The organism is Deinococcus budaensis, from assembly GCF_014201885.1.
Classification (GTDB): domain Bacteria; phylum Deinococcota; class Deinococci; order Deinococcales; family Deinococcaceae; genus Deinococcus; species Deinococcus budaensis.
In genome coordinates, this window is the sequence record NZ_JACHFN010000015.1 from 52,229 (window position 1) to 72,182 (window position 19,954).

Annotated in this window: 21 protein-coding genes; 12 read left to right on the top strand and 9 right to left on the bottom strand. The window is 72.6% G+C overall.

Going from position 1 to position 19,954, the window contains the following annotated elements; genetic code table 11:
- Positions 1–71 precede the first annotated feature (71 nt).
- On the top strand, positions 72–317 hold the full coding sequence (locus HNQ09_RS15790; RefSeq protein ID WP_184031278.1) for a hypothetical protein: 246 nt from the start codon (positions 72–74) through the stop codon (positions 315–317).
- Between the two features lie 64 nt (positions 318–381).
- On the opposite strand, the gene HNQ09_RS15795 is transcribed toward HNQ09_RS15790, so the two are convergent.
- Both HNQ09_RS15795 and HNQ09_RS15800 read right to left on the bottom strand, forming a co-directional pair.
- Positions 382–1,632 carry a cytochrome P450 gene (locus HNQ09_RS15795; RefSeq protein ID WP_184031279.1) on the bottom strand — a complete coding sequence of 417 codons (1,251 nt, stop codon included), beginning with the start codon at positions 1,630–1,632 and terminating at the stop codon, positions 382–384.
- On the bottom strand, positions 1,610–2,113 hold the full coding sequence (locus tag HNQ09_RS15800) for a MarR family transcriptional regulator (RefSeq protein WP_184031280.1): 504 nt from the start codon (positions 2,111–2,113) through the stop codon (positions 1,610–1,612). Before HNQ09_RS15800 ends, HNQ09_RS15795 begins: the two co-directional genes overlap by 23 nt.
- Before the next feature lie 106 nt (positions 2,114–2,219).
- On the opposite strand from HNQ09_RS15800, the gene HNQ09_RS15805 reads away from it, so the two are divergent.
- Genes HNQ09_RS15805 through HNQ09_RS15815 form a run of 3 tightly spaced genes read left to right on the top strand, consistent with a single transcriptional unit; the run spans position 2,220 to position 5,438 of the window.
- On the top strand, positions 2,220–3,764 hold the full coding sequence (locus HNQ09_RS15805; RefSeq protein WP_184031281.1) for a Ppx/GppA phosphatase family protein: 1,545 nt from the start codon (positions 2,220–2,222) through the stop codon (positions 3,762–3,764).
- Positions 3,761–4,666, top strand: a complete 906-nt coding sequence (gene pdxY, locus HNQ09_RS15810; RefSeq protein WP_184031282.1) for a pyridoxal kinase PdxY — start codon at positions 3,761–3,763, stop codon at positions 4,664–4,666. Before HNQ09_RS15805 ends, pdxY begins: the two co-directional genes overlap by 4 nt.
- A 13-nt stretch (positions 4,667–4,679) precedes the next feature.
- Positions 4,680–5,438, top strand: a complete 759-nt coding sequence (locus HNQ09_RS15815) for a metallophosphoesterase family protein (protein WP_184031283.1) — start codon at positions 4,680–4,682, stop codon at positions 5,436–5,438.
- A gap of 46 nt (positions 5,439–5,484) precedes the next feature.
- Here HNQ09_RS15815 and HNQ09_RS15820 read toward each other — a convergent pair whose 3' ends face one another.
- Both HNQ09_RS15820 and HNQ09_RS15825 read right to left on the bottom strand, forming a co-directional pair.
- Positions 5,485–7,341 carry an extracellular catalytic domain type 1 short-chain-length polyhydroxyalkanoate depolymerase gene (locus tag HNQ09_RS15820; protein WP_184031284.1) on the bottom strand — a complete coding sequence of 619 codons (1,857 nt, stop codon included), beginning with the start codon at positions 7,339–7,341 and terminating at the stop codon, positions 5,485–5,487.
- Positions 7,342–7,448: 107 nt separating this feature from the next.
- A complete protein-coding gene (locus HNQ09_RS15825) occupies positions 7,449–7,847 on the bottom strand; it encodes a (deoxy)nucleoside triphosphate pyrophosphohydrolase (RefSeq protein ID WP_184031286.1) in 399 nt (132 codons plus the stop codon).
- 78 nt (positions 7,848–7,925) lie between these two features.
- On the opposite strand from HNQ09_RS15825, the gene HNQ09_RS15830 reads away from it, so the two are divergent.
- The 3 genes from HNQ09_RS15830 to HNQ09_RS15840 all read left to right on the top strand — a co-directional run bounded on the left by HNQ09_RS15830 (position 7,926) and on the right by HNQ09_RS15840 (position 11,146).
- Entirely contained in the window at positions 7,926–8,669 is a 744-nt protein-coding gene (locus tag HNQ09_RS15830; RefSeq protein ID WP_184031288.1) for an enoyl-CoA hydratase-related protein, read from the top strand.
- A 37-nt stretch (positions 8,670–8,706) separates the two neighbouring features.
- The gene (locus HNQ09_RS15835) at positions 8,707–9,552 is read left to right on the top strand and encodes an SDR family oxidoreductase (RefSeq protein WP_184031289.1); all 846 of its coding nucleotides are present in this window, start codon (positions 8,707–8,709) and stop codon (positions 9,550–9,552) included.
- A 184-nt stretch (positions 9,553–9,736) separates the two neighbouring features.
- Complete coding sequence (locus HNQ09_RS15840) at positions 9,737–11,146, top strand: D-alanyl-D-alanine carboxypeptidase (RefSeq protein WP_184031291.1); 1,410 nt, start codon at positions 9,737–9,739, stop codon at positions 11,144–11,146.
- Positions 11,147–11,466: 320 nt separating this feature from the next.
- On the opposite strand, the gene xseA is transcribed toward HNQ09_RS15840, so the two are convergent.
- Entirely contained in the window at positions 11,467–12,678 is a 1,212-nt protein-coding gene (xseA, locus tag HNQ09_RS15845; RefSeq protein WP_184031293.1) for an exodeoxyribonuclease VII large subunit, read from the bottom strand.
- A 13-nt stretch (positions 12,679–12,691) separates the two neighbouring features.
- Positions 12,692–13,066 (bottom strand): fluoride efflux transporter FluC, encoded by a 375-nt coding sequence (locus tag HNQ09_RS15850; RefSeq protein WP_184031295.1) that lies wholly within the window; start codon positions 13,064–13,066, stop codon positions 12,692–12,694.
- 228 nt (positions 13,067–13,294) lie between these two features.
- On the opposite strand from HNQ09_RS15850, the gene HNQ09_RS15855 reads away from it, so the two are divergent.
- Positions 13,295–14,209, top strand: a complete 915-nt coding sequence (locus tag HNQ09_RS15855) for a magnesium transporter CorA family protein (RefSeq protein WP_184031297.1) — start codon at positions 13,295–13,297, stop codon at positions 14,207–14,209.
- Positions 14,210–14,220: 11 nt separating this feature from the next.
- Positions 14,221–14,616 (top strand): GNAT family N-acetyltransferase, encoded by a 396-nt coding sequence (locus HNQ09_RS15860; protein WP_184031299.1) that lies wholly within the window; start codon positions 14,221–14,223, stop codon positions 14,614–14,616.
- A 7-nt stretch (positions 14,617–14,623) separates the two neighbouring features.
- Here HNQ09_RS15860 and HNQ09_RS15865 read toward each other — a convergent pair whose 3' ends face one another.
- The 3 genes from HNQ09_RS15865 to HNQ09_RS15875 are packed head-to-tail and all read right to left on the bottom strand — an operon-like array spanning position 14,624 to position 17,146.
- Positions 14,624–15,166 (bottom strand): MOSC domain-containing protein, encoded by a 543-nt coding sequence (locus HNQ09_RS15865; RefSeq protein WP_184031301.1) that lies wholly within the window; start codon positions 15,164–15,166, stop codon positions 14,624–14,626.
- The gene (locus HNQ09_RS15870) at positions 15,163–16,323 is read right to left on the bottom strand and encodes an acyl-CoA dehydrogenase family protein (protein ID WP_184031302.1); all 1,161 of its coding nucleotides are present in this window, start codon (positions 16,321–16,323) and stop codon (positions 15,163–15,165) included. Before HNQ09_RS15870 ends, HNQ09_RS15865 begins: the two co-directional genes overlap by 4 nt.
- A 58-nt stretch (positions 16,324–16,381) precedes the next feature.
- Entirely contained in the window at positions 16,382–17,146 is a 765-nt protein-coding gene (locus HNQ09_RS15875) for a TatD family hydrolase (protein WP_184031304.1), read from the bottom strand.
- 144 nt (positions 17,147–17,290) lie between these two features.
- Between HNQ09_RS15875 and HNQ09_RS15880 the strand changes: the two genes are divergently transcribed.
- Genes HNQ09_RS15880 through HNQ09_RS15890 form a run of 3 tightly spaced genes read left to right on the top strand, consistent with a single transcriptional unit; the run spans position 17,291 to position 19,937 of the window.
- Positions 17,291–17,935, top strand: a complete 645-nt coding sequence (locus tag HNQ09_RS15880) for a hypothetical protein (RefSeq protein ID WP_184031306.1) — start codon at positions 17,291–17,293, stop codon at positions 17,933–17,935.
- Entirely contained in the window at positions 17,932–18,822 is an 891-nt protein-coding gene (locus tag HNQ09_RS15885; RefSeq protein ID WP_184031308.1) for an LptA/OstA family protein, read from the top strand. The genes HNQ09_RS15880 and HNQ09_RS15885 overlap by 4 nt, the downstream gene beginning before the upstream one ends.
- A 26-nt stretch (positions 18,823–18,848) precedes the next feature.
- Complete coding sequence (locus HNQ09_RS15890) at positions 18,849–19,937, top strand: LptA/OstA family protein (RefSeq protein ID WP_184031310.1); 1,089 nt, start codon at positions 18,849–18,851, stop codon at positions 19,935–19,937.
- The last annotated feature ends 17 nt before the right edge of the window (positions 19,938–19,954 follow it).

Genomic DNA, 19,954 nt, shown 5'->3' on the forward strand with positions numbered 1-19,954 from the left:
GCCGCGCGCTGCGGGCCTCCCCCACGCCTTCCCGCCCAGAGACCCATGACCAGAGATGCAAAGGAGCAGGCATGACCTCAGACGACAGGCACAGCGCACCCGCAGCGGGCGGGACGGACGACCCGGGCGGTCTGCCCGGCGACCTGGGCAACGGGATGTCCGACCGCTCGGGCTGGTACGACGAGTCCGGCAGCGGGATGACCGACACGTCCGTCTTCACGGGCAATCCGGCGGCCCCCCTCGATATTCCCGGTTCCGGCGCCCTCGACGATACCGGGACCACCTTCGGAACGGGCGGGGACGACCAGGAGATGTAGGACCGGCTGGCACGAAAGGGGGGAAAGGCGTGTGCTCAGCCTTTCCCCCCTTTCATGGGGACTTTTACCGCGCTGCGCCCCCGCCCAGCCGCACCCGGAAGCCGCGCAACTCGTAGCCCTTGACGACCTCGTTGTAGCTCACGCGGGGTTCCGAGACGACTTCCAGGTCGCGCCACAGCAGCAAGCGGCGCAGGAACACGTCGCTTTCCCGGATGGCCAGAAAGGCGCCGGGGCAGCGGTGGTGGCCGTCCCCGAAGGCGAGCACCGGAGGCTGCACCCCGCGCGGCAACGGACGGGCCGGGCACAGCTCCCCGGCGCCCTCCCCGACCACCGCCGGGTCCACGTTGGCCTGCTGCACGTTCAGGGCCAGCAGGCTGCCCGCCGGGACGGTGCGGCCGCCCACCGTCAGCTCGGCCTCGGCGCGGCGGTAGAGCGTGGTCACGACCGGCTCCAGACGCAGAATCTCGTGCAAGATCGCGTGGCGCTCCTTTTCGGTGCCGTGGACGTAGTCGGCGCGCAGCGTGGGGTTGGTCAGCAGGTGCCAGGCGGCGGCGGAGATGAATTCGCGGGTGGTGACCATTCCGGCGGTGCCGTAGGTCAGGCACTCGGTCATGATTTCCACGTCGCTGTACCCGCGCGACAGCAGGTGGCTGATCAGGTCGTCCCCCGCTGCCCGGCGGCGGGCCTGGATGGCGGGCTTCACGTCCAGCAGGTAAAAGAGGCCCAGGTTGGCCTGCTGGCGCAGGCTCTCGAGCCTGCCGCGCGGCGGCTGCGGCGCGCCGGGTTCGCTGTCGCCGCCGCCCTCCACAAAGGCCATGACCCGGCGCTCCAGACCTGGCAGGGCGCTGCTGGTCAGGCCGACGACCTGCGCGGCCACGTTCACCGCGAGCCGCAGGCTGAGGTCGTCGAGGTTCGCCTCGCCCCGGCGGGCCAGGTCCGCGATCAGGCGGTCGGCCAGCGCGGCGATCATGGGCTGGTAGCCCTCGACGTGGGTGGGCGTGAAGTAGCGGGCGGTCGAGCGGCGCATCTCGTGGTGCGTCTCGCCCTCCTCGAACAGGACCGGTGGGCGGCCCAGCCCCCCGACCTCGCGCGCCATCTCGGACATGAAACCCGCCTGCCGCACGGCTTCCGAGCGCAGCACCTCGCGCGCCGCCTGGAACTCGTGAACGCGGTAGACCCCGCGCGCGTCCACCTCGACGGCCCCCCTGTGGCTGGGGGCGGCGCCGTCGCGGCGGGTCAGCGAGGCCGTCTGGCCGGTGAAGGGGCAGCGGGCGGGCTGGTCGGGGCGGGGGTCAGGGCTGGGCAACGTGGTCATGGGCACTCCTGGGGGTCGGGGAAAAGGGCCGGGAACGGGCGGCCTGCGCAAGCGCGTGCAGGGCCGGGGTGAGGGCCGGGGCGTGCGGGCCGAGCGTGCCCAGCAGCGGGCCGGTGAGGGCGCGGACGGTCTCCAGCGCGGCCGCCCACAGCGCCGCCCCCTGCGGGGTAAGCGTCACGGTGACGCGGCGGGCGTCGGGCTGAGCCGACTGGCGGGTCACCGCGCCGCGCGCTTCCAGGCCGCGCAGCACCCGGCTGACCTCGTAGCGCGGCACGCCCAGTTCGCGGGCGAGCTGCGCCGGTTGGTCGGCGCCCCCCTGCACGTAGGCGAGCGCCACGAACGAGCGCAGGTCCAGCCCGTGCCGGGCGTGCAACTCGGCTTCTCCGCGCTCGCTGAGCGCCTGCCAGGCGTCCCACAGGGCGGTGAGGAAAGCCAGCTCCGGCGAGGAGAGAAGCGCGGAGGGGGGCGGGGCGTCGGGCACCCGCGCAGTCTGCCTGCCCCTTCTCTGAGAAGTTGCAAAATGCAATCAACCCTGGGACCTGGGGGCTTGACGTTGCCCCGGCGCCAAACCCGTTACCCTGCTGGGCATGAGGGTCGCCGTCGCGGATGTGGGCACCAACTCCAGTCACCTGCTGATCGCGGAGGTGCGCGGCGGGGAGGGCGGTTACCGGGTGCTCGACGCCCTGAAGGACCGCACCCGCCTGGACGAGTGCCTGGACCCGGCGGGGAAACTGACCCCCGAGGGCGAGGACCGGCTGGCGAGCGCCCTGACCGGGTTCCGGGCGCTGACGACGGCGGCGGGCGTGGCCGAGGTGCAGGTGTACGCGACCTCGGCGCTGCGCGAGGCCCCCAACGGCGAGGCGGTGGCGGTGCGGATGCGCGAGCGCACCGGCATTTTCCCGGTGATCATCAGCGGGGAGCGCGAGGGCGAGCTGACCTATCTGGGCGCGGCGCACAGCGTGGAATTTGGCGCCGACAACGTGCTGCTCGACCTGGGCGGCGGCAGTCTGGAACTGGCGCGGGGCGGTCCTGGGCGGGCGGAGGACGTGCTGAGCCTGCCGCTGGGCGCCATCCGCATGACCCGTGCCTGGCTGCCCCACGACCCACCCCGGACGGCGGAGCTGCGGGCGCTGGAGGGCGCGGTGCGCGCGGCCCTGGCCCCCCACGCGGAGCGCTTCCGGGTCCGGCCCGGCACGGCGGTGATCCTGTCGAGCGGCACCGCCGAGGCCGCCGCCGGGGTGCTCGCGGCGCGCGGGGACGAGGCGCCCGCGAGCGTGAACGGGGTGAACGTGAGCACCGCCGATCTGGGCGACCTACTGGAACGCCTCCGCAGCCTCAGCGCCGCCCGCCGCGCCCGCCTGCCCGGCCTGGAGCGCCGCGCGGACACGGTCGTGGCGGGGCTGGCGGTGCTGCACACGGCGCTGGAGACGCTGGGCGCCTCCGGAGCCACCGTCAGCGAGGGGGCGCTGCGCGAGGGCATGTTGATCGAGGAACTGGCCCGCCACGCGGCGTACACGGCGGGCCTCAGCGCCCGGCAACGCAGCGTGCTGGAAACCGCCGAACGCTTCGGCGCCAACCTCTTTCACGCCCGGCACGTCACGGCGCTGGCCCGCGACCTGCTGGCCGCGCTGGAGGGGGCCGGGGAGCGGTTCGCGCCCGAGGCCCGCAGCCTGCTCACCGCCGCCGCCGGGCTGCACGAGGTCGGGCAGATCGTGGCGCAAAGTGGCCACCACAAGCACTCGGCCTACCTGATCCGGCACGCGGGGTTGCGCGGGTTCTCGCCGCGCGAGATCGACCTCGTGGCGCAGCTCGCGCGCTACCACCGCAAGAGCGGTCCCAAGCCCTCGCACCCCGAATACCTGGCGCTGGCGCCGGGGGACCGCGCGCTGGTCTCCCGGCTCGCCGCCGTCTTGCGGGTCGCCGACGGCCTGGACCGCTCGCACGCGGGGCAGGCGCGGGTGCGGGCGCTGACCCGCACGGCCCACGGCTGGACGCTGTCGGTGGAGGGAGCCACGCCCCTCGACCTCGCTGGGGCGCGTGAAAAGGCCGACCTGTGGGCGCGCGAGTTCGGGCCGCTGGCCCTCGGCCTGTCCGCCCCCAGCGGGGCGCCGGAGGCTATCCTCGGCGCATGACTGCGACCCCCCCGGCAGCCCCCCTTCTTCCCCGGAACATCCTGAGCATCCAGTCCTGGGTCAGTTACGGGCACGTCGGCAACGCCGCCGCCGTCTTTCCGCTTCAGCGCCTGGGCTTTGAGGTCTGGCCGGTCCACACCGTGCAGTTTTCCAACCACACCGGGTACGGCGCCTGGACCGGCAGCGTCTTCGCGCCCGAGCACGTGGCCGAGATCATGGACGGCATCGAGGCGCGCGGCGCGCTGCCGGGGTGCGCGGCCGTCCTGAGCGGCTACATGGGGTCGGGGGGCACCGTGGGCGCGGTGGTGGGCGCCGTGCGGCGGGTGCGGGCCGCCAATCCGGGCGCCCTGTACCTCTGCGACCCCGTGATGGGGGACGTGGGACGCGGCGTGTTCGTGCGGCCCGAGCTGCCGGAGCTGATCCGGTCGCAGGCGGTGCCGGAAGCCGACATCGTGACGCCCAACCAGTTCGAGCTGGAACTGCTGACGGGCCGGACGGTGACCACCCTGTCGGAGGCGCTGGACGCGGCCCGCGCGCTGCGTGAGACCCTGCGCGCGAGCGGCCCCCGCATCGTGGTGGTGACCAGCCTGGTGCGCGAGGACGCTCCCGAAGGCGTGATCGAGACGCTGGCGGTGACTGAGGGGGAAGCGTGGCTGTGCCGCACGCCGCTGCTGCCGCTCGACCCGCCGCGCAACGGCACCGGGGACGCCATCGCCGCGCTGTTCCTGGGCCACTACCTGCAAAGCGGGGACGCGGGCGAGGCCCTGAGCCTGAGCATGAGCGCCCTGTACGCCCTGCTGGACCTGACCCACCGCGCCGGAACACGCGAGATTCAGCTTGTGGCGGCGCAGGACGAGTACGCGCGGCCCTCGCGGGTCTTCGGGGCCGAGCGGGTGGGGTGAGGAGGCCCCACCCATGACGGCGGTCGCGCTGGTCTCGGACATTCACGGCAACATAGCCGCGCTAGAGGCGGTGCTGGTCGAGCCGGACGTGCGGGCGTGCGACCAGATCGTCTTCCTGGGGGACGCCCTGCTGAATGGCCCCCGGCCCGCCGAGTGCCTGGCCCGGCTGATGGAGCTTGATCTGCCCGCCGTAATCGGCAACACCGACCTGGAGGTGCTGGCGGGGGTCGATCCGGTCGCCGCCTGGGTCCGGGCGCAGCTCTCACCCGCTGGGCTGGTGTACCTGGCGCAGCTTCCCCTTACCCTGCGTTTGTCGGCGGGGCAAACAGACCCGGCGAACTCACAAGACGGCGGGCAGAACCTTCTGCTGATGCACGCCTCACCCCGCAGCTCCTTCGACCTGCCTCTGCTGGAACCGCACCCCCTGGAAACGACCTTTCTGGAAGCTTCAACCGACGGGGAACTGCGAACCCTCTTCGCGGGCAGCCGCGCCGCCCTGAGCGTGTTCGGCCACATCCATTACGCTTCGCGCCGAATCCTCGACGGACGCGAGATCGCCTCCGTCGGATCGGTCGGGTTTCCCTTCGACGGTGATCCCCGGGCCGCCTACGCCGTCGCCACCCGGCGCGCGGAAGGGTGGATGCTCGACCACCGCCGGGTCACCTATGACCACGAGGCCGTCGCGCGGGAAGTGGAAAGCTCAGACCTTCCCTTCGCCTCCCGCTCCGCCGCCATGCTCCGGCAGGCCCGGTGGCTTCCGCGCCCAGCCTGAGACTCAGTCAGAGGGTTTCTGCGGGTCTCCATTGCCCTCCCCCCACTTAGCGGTAAGTCACTTCCAGCGTCGCCTGCGTCCCCTCCCCGAAGGTCGCGTAATCACTCAGGCCGTTGCCCCCCGCCGTGCCGCCCGCAAAACTCAGCCGGACCTGGGTGCGGCCCGTGCGGTTGACGGCGCTCAGGGCCGCAGCATTGAGGGGAACGCTCAGGACCGTGCCCGCCCCCGTGCCCGCCGGGGCCGCGAGGCTGGCCGCGCCCGCCGCCGTCACCGCCGCCGTGTAATCGTCGGTGGCGAGGGCGCAACCCGCCCCCAGGCAGCCTGCCCGCAGGTCAGCGTTCAGGGTGGCTCCGCCCGCCCAGGGGTTGCCGTTGGGCGCGAGGCTGTACCGCAGTGTCAGTTTCGCCCCGGTGACGGTCGCCCCGTCGGGCAGGCCGAAGGTGTCGAAGGACAGCACGCCCTTCCACGGCGCGTCGGCATTGTCGCCCACACTGATTCCGCCCGAGGCTACCACGTAGCCGCCGGTCGTGGCCGTTTTGCTGTTCGCGGCCACGTAGCCGTCCTCGGCCACCACCGAGGAGAAGGCCGTGGTCGTCGTGGTGGTCGCTGCCGTGACGGTATAGGCGAGGTCCTGCACCGCCGAGGCGTTTCCCGCCGTATCCACCGCATAGGCCCGCACGGTCGCGCTCGCGTTCAGGGTGAGGCTTCCGCCGCCCGGCAGCGTGGTGCGCGTGGCGCTGGTGCGTGGGTCGCTGCCGTCGGTGGTCGCGTAGACGGTGCCGCCCTCGTTGATGGAAAACGTGACTGTCAGCGGCCCGGCGTAGCTACCCGGCGCGGGCGAGACGGTCAGGATGGGAGCCGTGGTATCGGTGCCCCCAGAGGGAGGCGGCGTGGTCGTCCCTGCGCTGAAAAACCGCCACAGCTCGGCGCTGGCGTCCGGTCCCCCGGGGTCGGTGTACGTTCCGGCTGTGCTGCCGCCGCTCCAGGCGTGGCCCATCCCCGTCACGTTCCACAGCTCGACCACGCCGCCCGCGTAGGTCTTGACCGTGTAGGCCCGTCCGCCGCTCACGGTGCCGCTGCTGCTCGTGACCTGTGAGGTCGCCTTGCTGCCGTTGTCGGCCCCGTCGTCGGTGAGGTCGTTCGTCTGCACCCACTGGGCGGCGACCTGATCGCCGTTGACCGGGGAGACGGTGTAGTCGCTGGTCCCGTGAAACACGATGGCGCGCACATTGCGCTTGGCGGTGCCCATCGCGTTGTAGGCGGCGGTGCCCTGGGTATCGGGGTTCGGCCCGCCCGAGTTCATGGCGGTAAAGGCGGCGGAGGTGCTCGTCGCCGCCTTGTATTCCAGCCCGGCGCCCACCCCGATGGCGCTGAACACGTCGGGGTAGGTCGCGCCCATGATGACGCTCATCGCCGCGCCCGCCGAGAGGCCCGCCACGTACACCCGCGACCCGTCCACCGCCGTGCGGCCCTTCACCGCGTCCACGATGGCCTTGATCGCGGCGGGTTCGCCCTGGCCGCGCGCCTGGTGGGCAGGTTCGAACCAGTTCCAGCACTTGTTCTGGTTGGCGCTGCCCGGCTGCTCGGGGTACACGACCAGGAAGCCTTTCTGGTCGGCCAGGTCGTTCATGCGCGTGCCCGCCGCAAAATCGGTGGGTGACTGGGTGCAGCCGTGCAGCATCACGACCAGGGGCCGGGGAGCGTCCGCGCCCGCCGGGGGCGTGTAGAGCGTGTAGTTGCGCGTCACGCCCCCGCCGGTCGCGCTGCCGGTCACGCTGGTTCCCAGAGCCTGTGCCCGCAGGCCGGAGCCGGGAGCCGCCGCAGAGGGGGCCTGCGAGCAGGCGGCGAGCAGCAGAGACACGGAGAGCAGAGACACGGGCAGCAGGGGCAGGGAACGCTTCATGGCAGACCTCACGCGGGGGGCGCGGCCTGGGTGACGCGGGCGCAGGCCGGGAGGGGGGCGGGTTGTCGGTGACAGGCGCACCCTACCCGGCCCCCGTCACGCGCCGGTTACACCCCGCTGCCCTGGGCGGCCCGGCTCAGCGCCCCCGCAATCGGCACGTGGCTCGCCAGCAGCCGCAGCCGGGTCAGGTCGGCGGGCGCCACCCACGCCAGGGCGCGGTGCTCCAGCGCACACGGCTCGCCCCCCAGCAGCGTCAGGCGCAAGGCCACCAGCGTGAAGCTTCCGACCGGCGTGTCAAGCTGCGAGCGGTAGACCTCCTCGCGCGCTTCCACCCGCACGCCGAGTTCCTCGTGCCACTCGCGGATGAGCGCCTCGGCGGGGGTTTCTTCCGCCTCGACCTTGCCGCCTGGAAACTCCCACTGCCCGGCCGCCCACGCTGGAGAGGACCGCGCGCCGACCAGCACCTTGCCGTCCCGCTCCAGAATCCCCGCCACGACGGTCCGCATGGGGGTCAGTCTGGCGCAGCGCCCCGGAGCCGCCGCCTTTTTTGAACCCGGTGCAGCCCCAGCGGGTACACTCCCCCCATGAGTGACGCAAGTGTGCGCCTGTCGCATTCGGGCGAGGTGGCGACCCTGACCCTCGCACACCCCAAAGGCGCCTTTGGTCCGGCCACCTGGCGCGAGCTGCCGCAAGCGCTGGCGAGGTTGGGCGAGGCGAGGACCCTGATCGTGCGCGGCGAGCGGCACTTCAGCGTGGGGCTGGACGTGGCGGCGACCGCGCCGATCATCGGCCCGGCGCTGGGGGACCCGGCGAAGTTCCGCGCCGTGGTGGACGAGATGCACGCGGCCATCGAGGGCCTGGCGGCGCTGCCCATCCCGGTGATCGCCGCCATCGACGGCTGGTGCATCGGCGCGGGGCTGGAACTGGCCTCGGCGTGCGACCTGCGGATGTGCAGCGCCGGGGCGCGGTTCAGCCTGCCGGAAGTCAAACTCGGCATCACCGCCGACCTGGGCGGGTTGCAGCGTCTGCCGCATCTGATCGGCCGGGGCCGCGCGGCGCACCTCGCCCTGACGGGGGACCCCATTGACGCGGCGGTGGCCGAACGCTGGGGCCTGGTCACTGAAGTTCACCCGGACGCCGCCGCCCTGTATGCCCGCGCCGAGGCCCTCGCCGCGCAGCTCGCTGGCCTGCCCCCAAAGGCCGTGGAAGGCACCAAACGCACCCTGGGAGACGGCCTCCCGCACGCCCAGAGCCTGGCCGCCGCCGTGGACTGGAACGCCCGGCACATGACGGCGCAGGCGATGCTGAGCGCCCTGAAGAAAGCCTGATCCCCGCACCCCACATCCCCCCTCAAGGAGCCTGCCCATGACCCAGCCCCACGACCCCGCCACCACCTTCCGCCCCGACCTGCTGCGCGGCAAGCACGCCCTGATCACGGGGGGCGGCAGCGGCATCAACCTCGGCATCGCGCGGAGTTTCGCGGCGCACGGCTGCGCGGTGACCATCCTGGGCCGCAACCTGGAAAAGGCGCAGAACGCGGCGCGCGGGATCACCGAAGCGGGGGGACGTGCCCTGGGCGTCAGCGCGGACGTGCGCGATTTCGCGGCCCTTCAGGCGGCGGCGCAGGCGGGCGTGGACGCCTTTGGGCCGCTCGACATCGTGCTGGCGGGGGCGGCGGGGAACTTTCCGGCTCCGGTGGACGGCATTTCACCCAACGGCTTCAAGACGGTCGTGGACATCGACCTGCTGGGCACCTACAACACCATCAAGGCGTGCGCCCCGCACCTGAAGGCGCCCGGCGGCAACGTCCTGAGCATCAGCGCCTACGGGGTGCCGGTGCCCATGCAGGCGCACGTGGTCGCGGCCAAGGCGGGGGTGGACGCCCTGACACAGACGCTGGCGGTGGAGTGGGGCCTGAGGGGCATCCGGGTCAACGCGATCATTCCCGGCCCCATCGACGGCACCGAGGGAATGGCCCGCCTCGCTCCCGACGAGAAGACCCGGCAGGGGTTCATCGACACCGTGCCGCTGGGCCGCTTCGGCGTGCCGCAGGACATCGCCAACGCGGCCCTCTTTCTGGTGTCCGACGCGGCGAGCTACGTGACCGGGGTCATCCTGCCGGTGGACGGCGGCCAGAACATGCTGGGCGGCGCCCCGCAGTACGGGATGTACCGCCGCATGGGGCTGGCGCTGCCAGGGCAAGAAAGCTGACCTCGGCGCAGGGCCAGCGCTTCTCGTCGCCCCGGACGGCAGGGACGTGGGGGGTGCGGGCGCTGCGACCACGGCGGGGGCACACAGCGGGGGCAAGGCGAGAGGTCGCCCCGGCGCAGGCTGTCCGGCAGGTCCCGGGAGATAGGGGGCATCACGGCCCCCGGTCTGCCGCTATCTTGCGCAGGTGCGCTTTTTGCTGGCCCTCAACCTGACTGTCCTCGCCCTGCTGGCCGGGCTGACGGGGTCGCGGGCGCAGGCCCCGGCCGCGGCGGACGTGACCCTGCGGCGGGTGGCGGCGCCGGTACCGGGCGTCCCCCTCAGCCCCGCCGTGGAGCGCGCCCTGGCCGGGCTGCCGGAGGGCGTGCGGGTGGGCCTGCTGGTGCGCGACCTGGAGACCGGGCAGGTGCTGGAAGCGCGCGGGGCAGGCGTCCCGCTGATTCCGGCGAGTACGGTGAAGCTGGTCACGGCGGCCTCGGTGCTGGTGGACCGGGGCGGGGCGGACGGCTGGTGGAGCACCGACCTGACCCGCCCCGCTGCGGGCGGAAGCCGCGCGAGCGCGCCGCACCTGACCCTGCGCGGCGGGGCCGACCCGACCCTCCGCGTGGCGGGCGGCCCCAACAGCCTCAGGGCGCTGGCCAAGCAGGCCTTTGCCCGGGGCCTGCGCGAGGTCGGTGAGGTCCGCCTTGACGAGACGCGTCTCAGCGCGCGGGGCTGGCAGGACCTGGTGCTGGGCGTGCCCATGACCCCCCTGCGCCTGGCCGAGTGGCAAGACGCGTCCCCGGCCTCCGCCGCCGAGGCCAGGGCGCGGGCGGGCGCGGCGCTGATCGCGGAGTTGCGCCGCGCCGGGGTGCGGGTCGCGTCCGACACGGTGGGGACCGCGCCCGCCTTCTCCCCCTACATTCCGCCTCCGCGCCGCGACGCGCGGGGAAAGTGGCTGCCGCCCGACCCGCTGATTCCTGCGGAGCGCCGCCCCGAGCAGGGGGTGGCCTCGGTGCGCAGCGCGCCGCCTTCCGGGGTGCTGGCCGCCACCCTGCGTCCCAGCGACAACCTGCTGTCCGAGGAACTGCTCGCCACCCTGGCCGTGCGCCCCGGCATGGGCGGCACGCTGCACAGCGCCCTGCGCCGCGAGCGCGCGGTGCTGCGCCGCTTGCAGGTGGACCTGCGGGGCGTTCACCTCGCGGATGGCAGCGGCCTGAGCCGCGAAAACCGCCTGACGCCGCGCGCGCTGGTAGACCTGCTGGACGTCATGCACGACCTGCCCTACCGGGTGGGGGGGGCGCAGGCCGAGTTGCCAGCCGGCACCTACCGGGCACGCCGCAACGTCTTTGCCGAGGCGCTGCCGCAGGCGGGCACCGGGGGCGACAAGGACGGGCGCGGCGGCACGCTGGCGCTGAGACTCGGGGGCAGCGGGCTGGACGTGCGGGCCAAGACGGGCACCCTGCCGGGGGTCTCGGCGCTCGCGGGGTACGTCACGGGGCGCAGCGGGCATACGCTGGCCTTTGCCGTGCTGATGAACGGGCCGGAGGACAGTCCGATCCTGACGCTGCGGGCGGTGCAGGATGAGGTGGTTCGGGTGGTGGCGGGGGCGCATTAGGTCGAAGGCGCCCACCCCCCAGCCCCCTCCCCAGGGGGCAGGGGGAGCGAAGCGCTGCGCTCGGCAAGGGCAGACGGGCAGCGCTGGGAGGGCGTAATCCTCAAACCCAATGTTGGATCTTGGTGCGGCCCCGTCGCGGCCACCGTCTCGCTGCGTGAGCAGGGCGGGGGGAAGGCGGTGCGGACTCCATGCGCCCATACCTGTGCGGCGTCCGCTGTGCCCGTTTTTAGAAAGCCCAAGCTTGAGCGCCGTTTCTCCACCCCCTTGACTCGCAGAGCGGCTTGCAGAGGGGGTGAACCAGCCCTGTCCCCCTCTCCGCCCTACCTCCCCTCCGCCCGCACGCCGACCACGCCGTCCGCGAATTCCAGGGTCAGGGTCTCCCCCGGCTGCACGGCTGCGGCCCGCGTCACGGGCTGGCCCTCCTGATCCCGCACCAGGGCGTAGCCGCGTGCCAGGGTGCGCTGGGGCGTCAGGCCCAGGGCCTGGCGCATCAGGGCGTCAGTCTGGGTGTGGGCGGCGTCGGTCTGGCGGCGGGCCGCCGTGAGGAGGCGGTCCAGGGTCCACCTGGCCCCGGCGTCGGCGTTGACCAGCACCTCGCGGGCGTGGGCGCGGATGGTGCGGGCCTGGTCCTGGGCCTGGGCGGCGGCCTCCGCCACCGTCCGCACGATCAGGGCGGCGGCCTTGCTGGGCGTGTCGGTGCGGAGGGCCGCCACCTCGTCGGGGAGGGTATCGTCGCGGGCGTGGCCCAGCCCGGTGATCACGGGCGCCGGAAAGGTGGCGAGGGCGCGGGCCAGCGCCAGATCGTTGAGCCAGGCCAGGTCGGTCACGGCCCCCCCGCCCCGGATCAGCACCAGCGCGTCGAGAGGCGCGTGCTCGTGCGCCGCGCGCGCCTGCGCCACGGCCGCCGTCAGGCTGGCCGACGCCGCCGCCCCCTGGAAGGTCGCTTCCAGATACACGAACTCCACCACCCCGGCGGCCTCCAGCGCGTCCGTCTCGCGCCGGAAGTCGCCCAGGCCCGCTGCCCCCTCGGGGCTGATGACCGCCACCCGCGCGAAGTCGGTCGGGGTGGGCAGGGTGCGGTTCAGCCCGTATACGCCCTCGCGCACCAGCGTCTCCCGCAGGGCCTCGAGGCGCAGCGCCGCGTCGCCCAGGGTGAACTCGGGCGCCACGTCGAGCACGTTGAGGGAAAAGCCGTACTGGGGATGAAACTCGGCGGTGCAAAACAGCAGCACCTTGAGACCCGCCGTCAACGTTCCCCCGGTCGCCCGGCGGAACTTGCCCTCCAGGGCGTAGCGCTCGCGCGCCCACACGGTCGCGCGGCACTTGGCGACCTCGCCTTCCTCGCCCAGCTGCACCAGATCGAGGTAGAGGTGGCGGCGGTCGGTCAGGGAAGCGATCTCGGCACGCACCCACACCGCGCCGGGCACCCCCCGCGCGATGACCTGCCCCACGTAGGCCAGCACGTCCGCGAGGTCGAGAAACTGCTCGGGTGGGCGGGGGGTCTCGCTCTTCTTGCGTCTGCGCCCGGTCACTGTCTGCCTCCCCTCACAGCCGCGCCCCGAGCACGCGGCCTGCCGCCGCCGCCCCCACGCCCAGGCCCACGCTGAGGGCGGCGTACAGCGCGGCCAGCCCCCCCGCCCCGCGCGTGAGCAGCTCGTCCAGCTCCACGCTGAAGGTCGAAAAGGTCGTGAACGCCCCCAGCACCCCGGTCCCGAAGGCCAGCCGCGCCGCCTCCGGCCACAGCCCGCGCCCCACCAGACTGAGGGTGAGGCCCAGCGCAAAGGACCCCACCACGTTGATGCCCAGCACCGCCCAGGGAAACCCACCGCGCGACACCAGCGGCCACAGCGCCAGTTGCACGCCGTACCGCGCGGCGGCCCCCACCGCGCCGCCCGCCATCACCCACAGCCACGCATTCATGGGGCTTGCGGCCCAACGGGGCCAGGAGTCGTCCCTGTCTGGCCCGGGCAGGAAAAGACAGTTGCCGGGAAAGGCGTGAGCGAACCGGCGCTTTCCCGGTTCGGGAACGTATGGGACGGGAACCGCATCACCGCCCCAGGGTACGCGCCCGGCGCGGCCAGCGCACCCTGCCCGGTCCACCCCAGCGCGCGTCCCTCACCCCCCAGTCCAGCGGGTAGCCTGTCTGCGATGATTCGCGCCAAGACCCTGACCGGCAGCGACCTGGAGTGGACCGGGCAGACCGGGCAGGTGTGGGTGGACGCGCAGGCGGTCACGCCGCCTGAGCTGGAGCGGCTGCGCGCCGCTTTTCCCCTCAACCGCCTGGCGGTCGAGGACGCGCTGGAACGCGGCCACTGGAGCCGCGCCGAGGCCTACCCCGAGCACACCTTCATCACCGTCCGCTCGTTCGCGCGCCCCGCCGAGGCGGACGAGTTCACCGAGCGCGTCAGCGTTTTCCTGTTTCCCGACGCGGTCCTCACCCTCAGCAGCCAGGGCACCCGCGCGCTGGAGGCGGTCTGGAAACTGCTGGGCCGAGGGAGCGTGAACACGCCGCCCGAGATCGTCTACGAGCTGCTCGACGAGACCGCCGACAGCTTCTTCGCGCTGGCCGACACCCTGGAGACGCGGGTGGACGCCCTGGAGGAGCGCGTCTTTACCGACGGGCGGCAAAACCCGGTCGGGGACGTGTTCGCCCTCAAGCACCTGCTGGCGCACGCCCGGCGTCTGGCGACCGACGCCCGCGAGGCGACCGCCCTGCTGGCCCGGCACGCGGACGGCGGCGCCGCCGACCTGGTGCGCTACCGCGACGTGCAGGACTCCTTTACCCGCGCCGCCAGCCGGGTGGACCTGCTGCGCGACCACCTCACCAGCCTGCTCGACCTGCACCTGAACCTGCAAAGCCAGCGCATGAACGAGGTGATGCGGACCCTGACCGCCGTCAGCGTGGTCTTCTTGCCGCTGACCTTCCTGGCGGGCGTGTGGGGCATGAACTTCCGGCACATGCCCGAGCTGCCCTGGCGTTACGGCTACGCGCTGGCCTGGGCGAGTTTCCTCTTGATCGCCGGGCTGCTGGCCTACCTGTTCAAGCGCCGGGGGTGGTGGTAAGGATGGGGGATATGGAGCTGAAGGTCGTCGGTCGTGAACATCTGCCCGGCGTCATGGCCCTGTGCGGGGCGGAAGGATACGGGTCGTACACGGAAGATGCCGGGATGACCTGGCGGGCGCTCACCAATCCCGGAGTCACCACCCTCGTCGCTGTACAGGGGGACCGGGTGCTCGGCGTGGCGCAGATGCTGGGCGACGGGGTGATTCAGGCCTTCCTCGTGCTGCTGGTCGTCCACCCGGAGGCGCGGGGAAGGGGCCTGGGGCGGCGACTCGTCGAGGAAACCTTCGCGCGGGCGGGGGGCAAGCGGGTGGACCTGCTCGCCGAGGAGGGTGCGGAGGCGTTTTACTCGCGGTTCGCGCACCGCCGTAAACCCGGATTCCGGCTGTATCCGGGGCTGCCCTCCTGATGCGCACCTAGACCCGCTCCAGCGCCGCGTGCGGCTCCGGCGGCAACTCCACGCGCACCCGGTCACCCGGCCGGACCACGCCCCCCGCCCGCACGACCCCCATCACACCCGCCTTGCGAATCAACCCGCCGTGCTCGTCCCGCCCCAGCACCGCCGCGAGCAATCCGGGCTGGAAGGCGCCGATCTGCGCGCAGGGATTGCGCAGGCCCGTGACCTCCACCACCGCCTCCCCGCCCAGATGCAGGCGGGTGCCCCTGGGCAGGCTCAGCAGGTCCACGCCGCGCGTCAGCACATTTTCGCCCAGGTCGCCGGGGCGCACCGTGAAGCCCTGCCGGGCCAGTTCCTCCAGCAGCTCGGCGTGCAGGAGGTGGACTTGCCGCAGGTTGGGCTGCTCCGGGTTCTGCGCCACCCGCGAGCGGTGTTGGACGGTCCCGCCCGCGTGCGCGTCGCCCGCCACGCCCAGCCCCGCGAGGAGCCGCACCTCGGGCTGAAGGTATTTGCTGAAGCTGTGGACCGGGCTGAGGCTGACCGCCTCCACGACCCCGGTCATTCCAGCGCGCCCACCCCGGTCAGGTGCCGCCCGACGATCAGGGTGTGGATGTCGTGGGTGCCCTCGTAGGTGTCCACGGTCTCCAGGTTGAGCATGTGGCGGATCACCGGGTACTCGGTGGTGATGCCGTTGCCGCCCAGCAGCTCGCGGGCCAGCCGCGCGCCCGTCAGCGCGACGCGGACGTTGTTGCGCTTGGCGAGGCTGACCTGCGCGAAGTTCATGCGGCCCGCGTCCTTGAGCTGCCCGAGCCGCCACGCCAGCAGCAGCCCCGCCGAGTGGTCGGTCGCCATGCGGACCAGCTTGTCCTGCACCAGCTGGCGCGAGGCGATGGGTTTGCCGAAGGTCGTGCGGCTGCCGGTGTACTCCAGCGCCGCCGCCAATACCGCCTCCAGCGCCCCCAGCGCGCCCCAGGCGATCCCGAAGCGGGCCGAGGTGAGGCACGAGAGCGGCGACCGCAGCCCCCCCGACCCCGGCAGCAGGTTGGCGGCCGGAATGCGGCAGTCCTCCAGCACGATCTCGCCCGTCACCGAGGCGCGCAGGCTCATCTTGCGCTCGATCTTGGGCGCGCTGAAGCCGGGCGCGTCGGTGGGCACGACAAAGCCGCGCACCACGCCTTCCTCGTCCTTGGCCCACACCACCGCGAGGTCGGCTTCCGGGCTGTTGGTGATCCACATCTTGTTGCCGTTCAGGACGTACCCGTCGCCGTCCCGGCGGGCGCGGGTCCGCATGGCGCCGGGGTCCGAGCCGCCGTCGGGTTCGGTGAGGCCGAAGCAGCCGATCAGTTCGCCGGACGCCAGGCCGGGCAGGTACTTCTGCTTTTGCTCCTCGGAGCCGTACTCGTGGATGGGGAACATCACCAGGCTGCCCTGCACGCTGGCGGCCGACCGCAGGCCGCTGTCCACCCGCTCCAGCTCGTACATCATCGCCCCGTAGGCGCTGTAGGACGTGCCTGCGCCGCCGTAGGCCTCCGGGGTGGTGGGGCCGAGCAGGCCCATCTGCCCGAACTGCCGCATCACCTCGCGCACGGGCAGCTCGCCCCGGTCCCACCAGTCGGCGATCTTGGGCAGCAGTTCCGCGTCGCAAAAGCCGCGCACGCTCTCGCGGATGAGTCTCTCGTCGGGCGAGAGCAGGTCGAAGACGGCGAATTCGTCGATCATGGGAGGCTCCGGGGGGTGGAAAGTGGGTTGTGGGAGGTGAGAGAGGACCGGGACGAGTCTACCCGCCGGGGAGACGGTACACGCGCCGGGCGTTCTCGTCGGTCACGCGCTCCAGCTCGCCCGCCTCCAGCCCGCGCAGCGCGGCGACGAACTCCAGCGTGTGGCGCACGTAGCCGGGGCGGTTGGGCTTGCCGCGTCTGGGCACCGGGGCCAGAAAGGGCGCGTCGGTTTCCAGCAGCAGCTGACTCAGCGGCACCGTGCGGGCCGCCTCCTGAATCTCGCGGGCGTTCTTGTAGGTCGTGTTGCCCGCAAAGCCGAAATACGCGCCGCGTTCGACGCCGCAGCGCCGCAGCCCCGGATGCCCCGAAAAGCAGTGCAGGATGACGGGAAGGTCCGGCCAGGCGGCCAGCACGTCCATCACGCCCCGGTGCGCCGAGTCCTGTCCGGCCTTGTCGCGCACGTGAATCACCAGCGGCTTGCCCACCCGCGCGGCGAGGTCGAGTTGCCACTCGAAGGCGGAAAGCTGCGCGGCCCGCCGGGTGTCGTCCCAGTAGTCGTCCAGCCCGCTCTCCCCGATGCCGACCACCCGGGGATGCAGCGCCAGGGCTTCGAGGTCGGTGCGGGCGTCCGGGCTGTCCTCCCCGCTGCTCGTCGGGTGCAGGCCCACGGTCGCCCACACGTCCGGGAACGTCTCGGCCAGCGCCACCGCGTTGCGCGCGTGCTCGGGGCTGGCGCCGATGCAGACCATCCCCGTGAGGCCGAGTTCGTCCCGCGCCGAGGCCGGGTCGTCCAGAAAATCGAGGTGGCAGTGGGTGTCGATCATGGGGGAGAGGGTACGCGGTGCGCGGGGGGCGGTGCGCGGCGCGGGGCGCTTTCCGGGGTCGCGCCGCCCGCTTCCCCCGGCCCACTCACCTCCCGTCAGTCCCCCCCCACCACTCTCATGAGGGGGGGGCGCTAGAGTGCCCGCGTGCTGAAAGTGGGGGTGTGGGTACTGGCCGGGCTGGCCCTGTTCGCGGCGGTGTTCGCGCTGCTGCCGGGCACGGGGGGAGGCGCGGCGCGCACCGGGGCGACGCTGGAGGGCGTGGCGCTGAACCTGTATCCGGCCCGCGACCCGGACGCCGTGTGGCGCTTTCAGGCCGGGCAGGTGACCAGCGATCCGCTGGCGGGCGAGACCCGGCTGACCGGGCTGTCCAACGGCGGGCGCTGGGTGCAGCGGCGCGGCGAGGGCGGCCAGCCTGCCGGAGCGCCGGTCCTCGACGCCACGCTGGACGCCCCCGACCTCACCATCGACGCGCAGGACAACATGCTGACCCGTCAGGCCCGCATCACCCTGGTGCAGGAGTGTGCGGACATCGACCTTCAGGGCACGCCGGGGCAGCCTGTGCGGGTCGAGCAGGGCGCCGGGTTCAGTGCCCCGCTGGCCAGGGTGGATGCACCGTCACTCAAGGCGCGGATTCCTCAACTGCGTATGAGCTTCGACTTTCAGATTCTGGACGCGGGCGCAGCGGAATTCAGCAGCGACCTCGACGCCACCGAGACCTGCGTGAACGGGAAACGTGTGACCTCCGACCCGCCGTCCCCCGCCCCTTCCCCGACAGGAGACCCGACATGAACCGAATGAAACTTCCCCTGCTGACCCTGGCGCTGGCCGCCACCACCGTCCTCGCCCAGGGCACCAGCGAGAAACGCATCATCAATATCCAGGGGGCGCCGCGCGGCGACCTGCGCACCGGGCCGCTGACCTTCAGCGGCAACCCCGTCAAGGCCACCGTGAGCAGCCTCCAGATTCAGGCTGCGCAGGCGACCCTGGCCGCGCCCCCCGGAACGCCCCTCACGACCGCCAAGGGCAAGCGCACCGCCAGCTTCAAAGACAACGTGCTGGTCACGCGCGGGCGCCTGACGGCCAAGGGCGGGCAGCTCGCCTACAACGAGGCGACCGGGCAGGGCGTGATGAGCGCTGGCCCCACCGCGACCTTCGTGCCCGAGGACAAGAGTAGCGGCGACACCGTCAACATCAGCGCCACTCAGATGAGCCTGGACGTGGACAACAACGTGTCCACCTCCACCGGGAACGTGCGCCTGACCAACGGCAACCAGAGCGGCCGGGCCGACCGGCTGATTTTCGACGAGGACCGCGAACTCGCCCAGCTCACCGGCAACCCCACCCTGACCCGCGCGGCCAAGGGCAACCAGAAGGAACTCACCATCACCGCGCAGGAGGTCCGCGCCCGCACGGCGGCCAACACGCTGTATGTGCGCGGCGGCGTGCGGCTGGTGCAGGGCACCCTGACGACCACCGGCAACGCCGTGTACTACGACGACAAGAAGAACGTCGCCTACGTGGTCGGCAACGCGGTCAGCGTGGACTCCAAGAGCAAGGTGACGGTTCGGGCGCCCGCCAGCGGGTACCTGGAGCAGCGCACCGATCTGGCGCGCGTGCGTGCCCTGAACAGCGCCTACCAGATTCCCACCGAGCAGTTCAAGCTGCGGACCGAATAGATGGGCGACGGGGGTAAGGTATGAGGATGCGGCGACCGCTGCTGCTGGCGCTGACCCTGCCCCTGGCCGTGGGGGCTGTCCTGCCGGTGTGGGTGCAGGCGCAGGAGACTCCGCCCTCCGTGTCCCCCGCCCCGGCGCCGTCCCCCCAGCCGCCCGCACCTGCCCCCGCGGAACCCGGGACGCCTGAGACGCTTCCAGCCGAGGCGGGGGCCGAGAACGCCAGCCTGGAACTCGTGCGCCGGGGGGGCGACGGCCAGGAGCGGCGCATCCGGGTGGTCCGCACCGGGACCAGCGACGAGACGGGCATCTTCACGATCTGCGGTCCGCAGGAGGGCGAGCCGGACGACGCGCCCAGCCTGCTGGTCTTCAGCGAGACGGGGCCGGGCGGCGTGCAGATCACCATCGACAAGAACCTGATCCGGGTGCCGCTGGCCCTGGTCACCCAGCGCCAGAGCGCCGAGGGCGAGGAGGGCAGCGACGGCCGCATCGAGGCCAGCGCCGGGACCGCCCGCTTTCTGGAAAACGCGCCCGAGGGCAAGACCGACCGCCTCAGCCGCTGCGCCGTGGAAGCCACCCCGCGCCCGGCTCCGAATACCGTGCTGGTCACCCAGGGCCGCACCGAACTCCAGGGCCAGCAATTGGTCTACGACGAGACGGACGGCATCGCCCGTATCGACGGCCCGATCACCTTCACCCGCCCCAGCGACGACGGTCCCCTGACCGGCACGGGCGAGCGCATCGAGGTGAACGTGGACGAGGAACAGACCGTTCTGGTCGGCAACGTGGTCCTGAACAGCGCCGGGGGCCGGGTCAGCAAGGCCGCCCGCGTCGAATACGACGACCAGGCCAACACCGCCCGCTTGATCGGCACGCCGGACCAGCCTGCCGAGAGCATCCAGGGCGGCGACGTGCTGCGCGCCCAGGAGCTGCTCTACGACCTCGACCGCAACGAGGTGGTGGCCCGCGCGGGCGAGGGCGGAACCATCACGGGTGAGTTTCAGGACGGGGAAGAGGGGAATCCTTCCACCTCGCCCACGCCCCCGACGACCCCGCCGCCGGGTGAGGCGCCGCCCCCGGTCAACCCGCCGCCAGAAACGCCGCCCTCCGCGCCCTGAACCTCGTCCCCGCTCCA

Coding starts and splice junctions, on each gene's coding strand:
- HNQ09_RS15790 (WP_184031278.1), top strand. CDS start 72: ATGACCTCAGACGACAGGCACAGCGCACCCGCAGCGGGCGGGACGGAC.
- HNQ09_RS15795 (WP_184031279.1), bottom strand. CDS start 1,632: ATGACCACGTTGCCCAGCCCTGACCCCCGCCCCGACCAGCCCGCCCGC.
- HNQ09_RS15805 (WP_184031281.1), top strand. CDS start 2,220: ATGAGGGTCGCCGTCGCGGATGTGGGCACCAACTCCAGTCACCTGCTG.
- pdxY (WP_184031282.1), top strand. CDS start 3,761: ATGACTGCGACCCCCCCGGCAGCCCCCCTTCTTCCCCGGAACATCCTG.
- HNQ09_RS15815 (WP_184031283.1), top strand. CDS start 4,680: ATGACGGCGGTCGCGCTGGTCTCGGACATTCACGGCAACATAGCCGCG.
- HNQ09_RS15820 (WP_184031284.1), bottom strand. CDS start 7,341: ATGAAGCGTTCCCTGCCCCTGCTGCCCGTGTCTCTGCTCTCCGTGTCT.
- HNQ09_RS15825 (WP_184031286.1), bottom strand. CDS start 7,847: ATGCGGACCGTCGTGGCGGGGATTCTGGAGCGGGACGGCAAGGTGCTG.
- HNQ09_RS15830 (WP_184031288.1), top strand. CDS start 7,926: ATGAGTGACGCAAGTGTGCGCCTGTCGCATTCGGGCGAGGTGGCGACC.
- HNQ09_RS15835 (WP_184031289.1), top strand. CDS start 8,707: ATGACCCAGCCCCACGACCCCGCCACCACCTTCCGCCCCGACCTGCTG.
- HNQ09_RS15850 (WP_184031295.1), bottom strand. CDS start 13,066: ATGAATGCGTGGCTGTGGGTGATGGCGGGCGGCGCGGTGGGGGCCGCC.
- HNQ09_RS15855 (WP_184031297.1), top strand. CDS start 13,295: ATGATTCGCGCCAAGACCCTGACCGGCAGCGACCTGGAGTGGACCGGG.
- HNQ09_RS15860 (WP_184031299.1), top strand. CDS start 14,221: ATGGAGCTGAAGGTCGTCGGTCGTGAACATCTGCCCGGCGTCATGGCC.
- HNQ09_RS15865 (WP_184031301.1), bottom strand. CDS start 15,166: ATGACCGGGGTCGTGGAGGCGGTCAGCCTCAGCCCGGTCCACAGCTTC.
- HNQ09_RS15870 (WP_184031302.1), bottom strand. CDS start 16,323: ATGATCGACGAATTCGCCGTCTTCGACCTGCTCTCGCCCGACGAGAGA.
- HNQ09_RS15875 (WP_184031304.1), bottom strand. CDS start 17,146: ATGATCGACACCCACTGCCACCTCGATTTTCTGGACGACCCGGCCTCG.
- HNQ09_RS15885 (WP_184031308.1), top strand. CDS start 17,932: ATGAACCGAATGAAACTTCCCCTGCTGACCCTGGCGCTGGCCGCCACC.
- HNQ09_RS15890 (WP_184031310.1), top strand. CDS start 18,849: ATGCGGCGACCGCTGCTGCTGGCGCTGACCCTGCCCCTGGCCGTGGGG.